The 7808-nt window shown below is 68.8% G+C and carries 7 protein-coding genes; 6 read left to right on the top strand and 1 reads right to left on the bottom strand.

Going from position 1 to position 7808, the window contains the following annotated elements:
- Positions 1–152: 152 nt before the first annotated feature.
- Positions 153–2222, bottom strand: a complete 2070-nt coding sequence (locus BDO18943_RS33535; RefSeq protein ID WP_175025653.1) for a bifunctional 2',3'-cyclic-nucleotide 2'-phosphodiesterase/3'-nucleotidase — start codon at positions 2220–2222, stop codon at positions 153–155.
- Between the two features lie 293 nt (positions 2223–2515).
- Here BDO18943_RS33535 and BDO18943_RS33530 point away from each other — a divergent pair, with 293 nt between their 5' ends.
- The 6 genes from BDO18943_RS33530 to BDO18943_RS33505 all read left to right on the top strand — a co-directional run bounded on the left by BDO18943_RS33530 (position 2516) and on the right by BDO18943_RS33505 (position 7797).
- Positions 2516–3640 carry an MlaE family ABC transporter permease gene (locus BDO18943_RS33530; protein ID WP_175025652.1) on the top strand — a complete coding sequence of 375 codons (1125 nt, stop codon included), beginning with the start codon at positions 2516–2518 and terminating at the stop codon, positions 3638–3640.
- On the top strand, positions 3637–4551 hold the full coding sequence (locus tag BDO18943_RS33525) for an ABC transporter ATP-binding protein (RefSeq protein WP_043187138.1): 915 nt from the start codon (positions 3637–3639) through the stop codon (positions 4549–4551). Before BDO18943_RS33530 ends, BDO18943_RS33525 begins: the two co-directional genes overlap by 4 nt.
- Before the next feature lie 18 nt (positions 4552–4569).
- The gene (locus tag BDO18943_RS33520) at positions 4570–5499 is read left to right on the top strand and encodes an MlaD family protein (protein WP_043187140.1); all 930 of its coding nucleotides are present in this window, start codon (positions 4570–4572) and stop codon (positions 5497–5499) included.
- Between the two features lie 23 nt (positions 5500–5522).
- Positions 5523–6161, top strand: a complete 639-nt coding sequence (locus BDO18943_RS33515; protein ID WP_407649945.1) for an ABC-type transport auxiliary lipoprotein family protein — start codon at positions 5523–5525, stop codon at positions 6159–6161.
- Positions 6162–6180: 19 nt separating this feature from the next.
- Complete coding sequence (locus tag BDO18943_RS33510; RefSeq protein ID WP_175025651.1) at positions 6181–7332, top strand: VanZ family protein; 1152 nt, start codon at positions 6181–6183, stop codon at positions 7330–7332.
- A gap of 147 nt (positions 7333–7479) precedes the next feature.
- On the top strand, positions 7480–7797 hold the full coding sequence (locus BDO18943_RS33505; RefSeq protein WP_011694422.1) for a (2Fe-2S) ferredoxin domain-containing protein: 318 nt from the start codon (positions 7480–7482) through the stop codon (positions 7795–7797).
- The last annotated feature ends 11 nt before the right edge of the window (positions 7798–7808 follow it).

The raw sequence follows: 7808 nt of genomic DNA, 5'->3' as shown, positions 1-7808 counted from the left end.
CAGGCCGGTCGTCGCGACGACGGCCGCGACGGTCACGGCCGCCGCCGCGAGCAGCGCGGCCGGCGGGAGTTTCGCGCGCAGCAGGCGCCGCGCGGCAGCGGCGAGGCCGGTTTCGGCCGGCCGCATCGTCCGGATCGGTTGCATCGCGGGTCTCATTGGGTGAGGTCGATTTCGTAGGTGGCGAGGTTCTTGCCCGAGCCGTCGTCGGCCACGACCTGCGTGATGCCGGTCAGGCCGGCTGCCGCCGCGTCGCCGAGGCGGTTCGGCGCGGACGCGAACTGCACGTGCGCGACCGAGCTCGCGAGCTTCGTGAAGCGCCAGCTGCGCTGCGCGCCGTCGGCCGCGCGCGTGATCTTGCCGCGCTGCTTCACGAACGCGATCAGCACGTCACGGTTCGCATCGGGCGACGCGAAGATCGTCTTGCTGCCGTCGAGGCCCGGGAAGTTGCCGCCGCCGCTCGCGCGGTAGTTGTTGGTCGCGACGATGAACTGCGCGTTCGGGTCGATCGGCGCGCCCTTGTACGTCAGGTTCTTGATCCGGCTGCCGACCGCTTGCGTGACGTCGATTTCATAAGCGAGATCGGCCGACGTGAACATGTCGAAGTTGTAGCCGGGGAACGTGCTGACGAGCGGCTGCACGGTCGACTTGGTCGGGTCGATGCGGTTGAAGCGCTTTGCAGCGGTTTCGAGCCAGTTCTTCACGTCGGCGCCGCTCACCTTCACCGCGTACACGGTGTTCGGATACAGGTACAGGTCGGCCGCGTTGTTGATCGCGAGCGCGCCCGGCGCGACGTCGGTGTAGTCGGTGCCGCCGCCGAAGCCGCTCTTGAACGGTGCGCTGACCGACAGCACCGGCAGCGACGCGTATTGCGGCAGGTTCGCCTGCACGTAGGTCTTCACGTAGTCGGCCTGCGCCTCGTTGACGATCTGGATCGCGCCCGGGTCGCCGACATCGGCGAAGTACGAGTTCATCCGATAGTCGGTCGAGCCGATCGGCGTCTTCACGTAGTCGATCGTCGCCTGGTGCTCGGCGGCGATCGCGGCGGACACGGTCGGATCGGCCGCGACGTAGCTCTTGTCGGCGTTCTGGATCGGCCGCGCCTCGACGGTCGTCAGCGACTTGTCGACGCCCCACGCCTTGCCGTCGAACTTCAGGCCGAGCTTGATCACGCCGAGGTGCTTGCCCCAGTAGTTGGCCATCACGGTCGGCACGCCGTTGACGGTGCCCTTGACCTTGTCGACGCCCGGCAGATTGAACTGCGACACGGTGCTGTTCGCGTCCGGGAACACCTGGTGCGAGTGGCCGATCAGCATCGCGTCGATGCCCGGCACCTTCGACAGCCACCAGCTGCCGTTCTCCATCGTCGGCGAATACGCGGAATTGTCGAGGCCGCCGTGCGAGATCGCGACGATCAGATCGGCGCCCTTCGCGCGCATCTCGGGGATGTATTTCTCCGCGGCTTCCTTCAGGCCGGTCGTGTAGACCTTGCCGTCGAGCCAGCGCTTGTCCCAGTTCATGATCGCGGGCGGCGTGAAGCCGATGATGCCGATCTTCACGGGCGCGCTGACCGTCTTGCCGTCCGGCGTGGTCGCGGTCACGGTGCGGGTCAGGATCGTGTACGGCGTGAACAGCGGCGCGTTGGTCTTCGCGCTGATCACGTTCGCGAGCACCTGCGGGAAGTTCGGGCCCGCGCACTTCTTCTGCTGGGCCGGCGCCGGCAGGCCGTCGACCTCGAACGTGTTGCCGGTCACCTGCGACAGGTACGGCAGCCCGTAGTTGAATTCGTGGTTGCCGATCCCGCCGCCATCGAATTTCGCGGCGTTCATCACCTTGTAGATCGCGAGCGTCTGGTCGCAGCCGATCGGCTTCACGAGCGCCTGGTAGTCCGACAGCGCGGTGCCCTGGATCGTGTCGCCGTTATCCAGCAGCAGCGTGTTCGGATACTGCGCGCGCGCCTGCGCGATCAGCGTCGACACGCGCTCGAAGCCGAGCGAATTGTCGGCGGCGAGCTTGAAATAGTCATACGACAGCACGTTGGTATGCAGGTCGGTCGTCTCCAGCAGGGCGAGCGTGGCCGTCGTGCCGACGGGTGCCTGGGCCGCCGGCGGTGTCACCGGCGGCGAAGTGACGTCGTCGCCGCCGCAGGCGGCGAGGATGAAGGCGAGGCTGGCGAGCGCGGCGATGGCCGGCACGCGACGGCGGGAAAGCAGGGGGAGACGCATCGGTTGTCCTGTTCGGTGTTCTGTTTTTGAAATGCGAAGTACGCAACGAATGGCGGCGCGGGGCGCCGACGGCCTGATGTGCGGCGCGTGAGAGTATCGAAAGGAAACGTGACGGAAGAATGAAAGGTGGTGAAGCCGGCAACTGGCAGGGTGCGGCGGCTGCCACGCGCACCTGGGGCGGGCGCTCCCGGCCAGGCGTCTCCAACTAGGCGCCCCCCACGGAAATCCTCACGTCGCGTCGTCGGGCGGTTCGCTACAATGGCCGCTGTCACCTTTTTGCAAACAACCTGCCCTTGGACTTCGAGACTCCTCCCGGCCTGTCGGTCGACGCCGGCAGCCAGGGCCAGACGGTGCGCCTGTACGGCCAGTGGACCGCGCTCGCGCTTGCACGCAATCGCGGCGCGGTGGCGCGCCGTATCGCGAGCATCGCGTCCGGGCGCGTGAGCGAATGGGATCTGTCCGGCATCGAGCGGCTCGACCACGTCGGCGGCCAGGCGCTGTGGCGCGTGTGGGGTCGCAAGCTGCCGGCCGGTGTGGCGTTGAGCGCCACGCAGCGCACGATCTTCGAGCGCATCGAGCGGCTCGACACCGAGCGCGAGGCGCCCGAGCGCGTGGTGCGCTACGATCCCGTCACGCGGCTCGGCCAGGCGATCTTCGGGTTCGGCGAACACCTGCAGGGCGGCATCGCGATGTTCGGCCTCGTGATCCTCGACGCGCTGTCGGTGCTGCGCCGTCCGAAGACGATGCCGTGGAAGGAAACCTCGGCGAACATCTACAGCGCCGGCGCGCAGGCGCTGCCGATCACCGCGCTCGTCGCGTTCCTGATCGGCATCGTGCTCAGTTACCTGTCCGCGCAGCAGCTGCAGATGTTCGGCGCGAACCGCTACATCGTGAACATCCTCGGGCTGTCGGTGATCCGCGAGCTCGGCCCGGTGCTGTCGGCGATTCTCGTCGCGGGCCGCTCGGGCTCGGCGATCACCGCGCAGATCGGCGTGATGCGCGTGACCGAGGAGCTCGACGCGATGCGCGTGATGGGCATCCCGCACGGGCTGCGGCTGATCCTGCCGCGCGTGCTCGCGCTCGGCATTGCAATGCCGCTGCTCGTGATGTGGACCAACATCATCGCGCTGACGGGCGGCGCGCTTGCCGCGAAGCTCGTGCTCGGGATCGACGTCAACTATTTCGTGCGCTCGCTGCCGGGCGTCGTGCCGATCGCGAACCTGTACATCGGCGTCGGCAAGGGCGTCGTGTTCGGCATGCTGATCGCGCTGGTCGCGTGCCATTTCGGCTTCCGGATCAAGGCGAACTCGCAGAGCCTCGGCGAAGGCACGACCACGTCGGTCGTATCGTCGATCACGGTCGTGATCCTCGCCGACGCGGTGTTCGCGATCCTGTTCCAGAACGTGGGGCTCGGATGAACGCATCGAACGAAACGACCGCGCACGCCGCGGCAGTCGGTGCCGGGTCGGTCGGCACCGGGCCAGCCGCGGCGGCCGATACCGACGACCTCGTGATCGAGGTGCGCAACCTGACCAAGCGCTACGGGCGCAACATCATTCACCAGAAGCTCGACTTCGACGTGAAGCGCGGCGAGATCGTGTCGATCGTCGGCGGCTCGGGCTCCGGCAAGACCACGCTCGTGCGGCAGATCCTCGGCCTCGAGCGGCCGACGTCGGGCACGATCAAGGTGTTCGGCGAAGATACCGCGACGATCGACGACGCGAGCGCGCGGATGATGCGCACGCGCTCCGGGATGTTGTTCCAGCAGGGCGCGCTGTTCTCGTCGATGACGGTGTTCGACAACGTCGCGCAGCCGCTGCGCGAGCTCGGCCGCGTGCCACCGGATCTGCTGCACGACATCGTGATGCTGAAGCTCGAGATGGTCGGGCTGCCGTGCAAGCACGCGTCGAAGATGCCGGCCGCGCTGTCGGGCGGGATGGTCAAGCGGGTCGGCATCGCGCGCGCGATCGCGCTCGAGCCCGAACTGCTGTTCCTCGACGAACCGACGGCCGGCCTCGATCCGCAGGCGTCGGACGAATTCGTCGAGCTGATCGCGACGCTGCACCGCACGCTCGGGCTGACCGTCGTGATGGTGACGCACGATCTCGACACGATGGTCGCGCTGTCGACGCGCGTCGCGGTGCTGGCCGACCGCAAGGTGCTGGTCGCGGCGCCGGTCGAGGAGGCCGCGAACGTCGACCATCCGTTCATCCACGAATATTTCCTGGGGCTGCGCGGGCGCCGCGCATTGCAGGCGCTGCCGCCCGAGCGGCGCGCGAAGCTGCCGAAGGCGGCCCTCGAACCGGCGCTGTCGAGCGTCGAGCTGTAGGCACGAAGGAATCCGCGAATGGAAAACAAATCACATGCGTTCTGGGCCGGCCTGTTCACGATCGCGCTGACGCTCGCGATCGCGGGCACCGTGTTCTGGTTCAACGTCGACCGCACCGTGCGCGTGCCGTACGACCTGCTCGCGCGCACCAACGTGACCGGGCTGTTCCCGGACGCGGCCGTGCGCTTTCGCGGCCTCGACGTCGGCAAGGTGCAGTCGATCGGCTTCGATCGCGCGCACCCGGGCCAGATCCGGATCCGGATCCTCGTCGACCACGACGCGCCGATCACGCAGTCGACCTACGGCAGCCTCGGCTTCCAGGGTGTGACGGGCATCGCGTTCGTGCAGCTCGAGGACACGGGCCGCGACCTGGCGCCGCTGCCGTCGTCGACCAAGGCGATCGCGCAGATCCCGATGCGGCCGAGCCTGTTCGACCAGATCCAGGAGCGCGGCGACGTGCTGCTGCGACAGCTCGAACTCGCCGCGAAGAGCGCGAATGCGCTGATGTCGCCCGAGATGCGCGAGCAGTTGCGCGCGACCGCCGAAAGCCTGCAGCACGCGGCCGATGGCGCTACCACGCTGACGAAGCAGCTCGGCCCGGCGGTTACCGCGCTGCCGGAAACGATGCACGAGGTGAACCGTGCGATGGCGTCGGCGAACACGCTGATGCAGCCGAACGGGCCGCTCGTGTCGAACCTGAACAAGGCCGGCACGGCCGCCGAGCAGGTGGGCGTCGCGCTGAACGATCTCAACGCGCGCGTGCAGTACGACACGCTGCCGCGTTTCAACGCGCTGGCCGGCAGCGTCGGCGACGCGTCGCGGCAATTGAAGGACGTGGCCGGTGAACTTGGCCGCAACCCGCGCAGTCTGTTGTTCGGTTCGCCCGGTGCGGCGCCGGGGCCCGGCGAGCCGGGCTTCACGTGGCCGGGTGCGACGGCCGGGCAGTGACACCCATCGAAACCGGAAACATCATGCAGGAACACGCCATGCCACGAATCCTTGACCGCGCGCTGCGTCCCGCCGCGGCCGCGCTTGCCGTGCTGACACTGTCGCTCGCGGCCGGCTGCGCCGGCAATAGCGCGGCGCTGTCGAATGTCCGCTACGACCTCGGGCCGGCCACGTCGGTCGTGACCGCCGGCCCCGGCCCCGCGCTGAAGGTGCTCGACGTCGCCGCGCCCGACGCGCTCGACTCCGACAAATTCGCGTATCGCCTGGCATACGTGGACGCGCAGCACGTGGCGGTCTATCGCGACAGCCGCTGGACCGCGCCGCCCGCACAACTGCTCACGCAGCGGCTGCGCGGCGCGCTGTCGTCGCGCGGCACGGTGCTCGAAGGGTCCGACGGCGTGCGTGCGCCGACGCTCAAGGTCGACCTGAACGAATTCGAACAGGTGTTCGACGGCCAGTCGCAGAGCCATGGCGCCGTCACCGCGCGCGCGACGCTGACGCTGGACGGCAAGGTACTCGGCCAGCGCACGTTCGTCGCGCGTGCGCCGTCGAGCACGCCGGACGCAGCGGGCGGTGCCCGTGCGCTCGCGACGGCGAGCAACGAGCTCGTGTCGCAGATTGCCGCATGGGTCGGCATGCAGGCTTACGCGGGTACGCCGTGACGCGTGCCGCGCAGCCGCGATGAGCGCGACCGGTACCCCTCGCGCATCGCCGCTCGCGCGGCAGGCCTTTGCCGCTTATGCGGCACTCATCGTCTACGCATCGCTGTATCCGTTCGAAGGCTGGGTGTCGCTCGGCATCGGGCCGTTCGACTATCTGTTCGCGCCGATGCAGCGCTACGTGACCGCATTCGACGTGGTCACGAACGTGCTCGGCTATATGCCGTTCGGGGCGCTTGCCGTGCTCGCGCTGCATCCGCGCTGGCGCGGCGTGGCCGCGACATTGATCGCGGCCGGGCTCGGCGTGCTGCTGTCGGGCTCGATGGAAGCGCTGCAAACCTACTTGCCGACGCGCGTCGCGTCGAATCTCGATCTCGCGGCCAACGCGCTCGGCGCGCTGCTGGGCGCGGCGCTCGTCGCGCCGGCCACCGGTGCGCTGCTCGATCGCGGCGCACTGCGCCGGCTGCGCTTCGCATGGTTCGAGGACGACGGTGCGACGCCGCTGCTGCTCGCCGGGCTATGGCCGTTCGCGATCCTGTTTCCGTCGCCGTTCCTGTTCGGCATCGGCGACTGGCCGGCCGCGCTGTGGGAGCGTGCCGACGCGTCGATGCAGGACGCGCTGCTCGCGTGGCTGCCGGCCGCGTGGCGTGTGGGCGAATGGCCCGAGCGCGTCGACGGCTGGCTGTCCGACTCCGCGTGGGAGGCCGCGCTCGGCGGGTTGATGCTGTTCGCCGCGCTGACGATCGCGTCGCTCGCGATGCGGCCGCGCGCGCCGCGCATCCGGCTCCTGATCGCGCTCGTCGCCGCGACGCTCGTGCTGAAGGCGGCCGCAACCTTCATGCAGTCGGCCACCGGCCTGGTCGTCGTATGGGCGACGCCTGGCGCGCGGCTCGGGATCGAACTCGGGTTCGCGGCCGCGCTCGTTGCGCTGCACGTGCCGGCGACCTGGCGCGCGACGCTCGCGGCGCTCTCGCTGCTGGCCGGCGTGGCGCTCGTGAACCTGCTGCCCGTCAATCCGTTCTTCGACTTCACGCTGTCGGGCTGGCGGCAGGGCCGCTACGTGCACTTCAACAGCCTCGCGCGCTGGCTCGCGTGGATCTGGCCCTACGCGGCGCTGATCTGGCTCGGCCAGCGCGTCGAGCATGCGTGGCTGCCGGCCGCGTTGCGTCGTTGAAGCAGTGGCTGCGGCGGCGCGGCAGTGGTATCGCGGGCAGCTGGCTGCGCCGCTCGCTATAATCTTCCGCATCCTCCGCTGCGCCGCGCAGCGGCAGCCGCAGATCCTCTTTCCGCACGGCCTCGCGCCGGGCTGCTCGTCACCATCATGGATTCCTACTACCAGCACCACGTCTTCTTCTGCCTGAACCAGCGCGAACCGGGCGCCGAACGCCCGAGCTGCGCGCAATGCGACGCGCAGACCATGCAGGAATATGCGAAAAAGCGCGTGAAGGAGCTCGGCCTCGCGGGGCCCGGCAAGGTTCGCATCAACAAGGCCGGCTGCCTTGACCGCTGCGAGGAAGGGCCCGTGATGGTCGTGTATCCGGAAGGCACGTGGTACACGTACGTCGACCAGGCCGACATCGACGAGATCGTCGAATCGCACCTGCGCGACGGCAAGGTCGTCGACCGCCTGAAGATCTGAGCGGGCCGGCC

This window comes from Burkholderia aenigmatica, from assembly GCF_902499175.1.
Taxonomy (GTDB): domain Bacteria; phylum Pseudomonadota; class Gammaproteobacteria; order Burkholderiales; family Burkholderiaceae; genus Burkholderia; species Burkholderia aenigmatica.
Note: the sequence above shows the minus strand (reverse complement) of the source record. Positions and strands in the feature narration are given on the sequence as shown.

Excerpts from the sequence above, each read along its gene's own strand:
- BDO18943_RS33535 (WP_175025653.1), bottom strand. The coding sequence starts at position 2,222 with ATGCGTCTCCCCCTGCTTTCCCGCCGTCGCGTGCCGGCCATCGCCGCG.
- BDO18943_RS33505 (WP_011694422.1), top strand. The coding sequence starts at position 7,480 with ATGGATTCCTACTACCAGCACCACGTCTTCTTCTGCCTGAACCAGCGC.
- BDO18943_RS33515 (WP_407649945.1), top strand. The coding sequence starts at position 5,523 with ATGCAGGAACACGCCATGCCACGAATCCTTGACCGCGCGCTGCGTCCC.
- BDO18943_RS33525 (WP_043187138.1), top strand. The coding sequence starts at position 3,637 with ATGAACGCATCGAACGAAACGACCGCGCACGCCGCGGCAGTCGGTGCC.
- BDO18943_RS33520 (WP_043187140.1), top strand. The coding sequence starts at position 4,570 with ATGGAAAACAAATCACATGCGTTCTGGGCCGGCCTGTTCACGATCGCG.
- BDO18943_RS33510 (WP_175025651.1), top strand. The coding sequence starts at position 6,181 with ATGAGCGCGACCGGTACCCCTCGCGCATCGCCGCTCGCGCGGCAGGCC.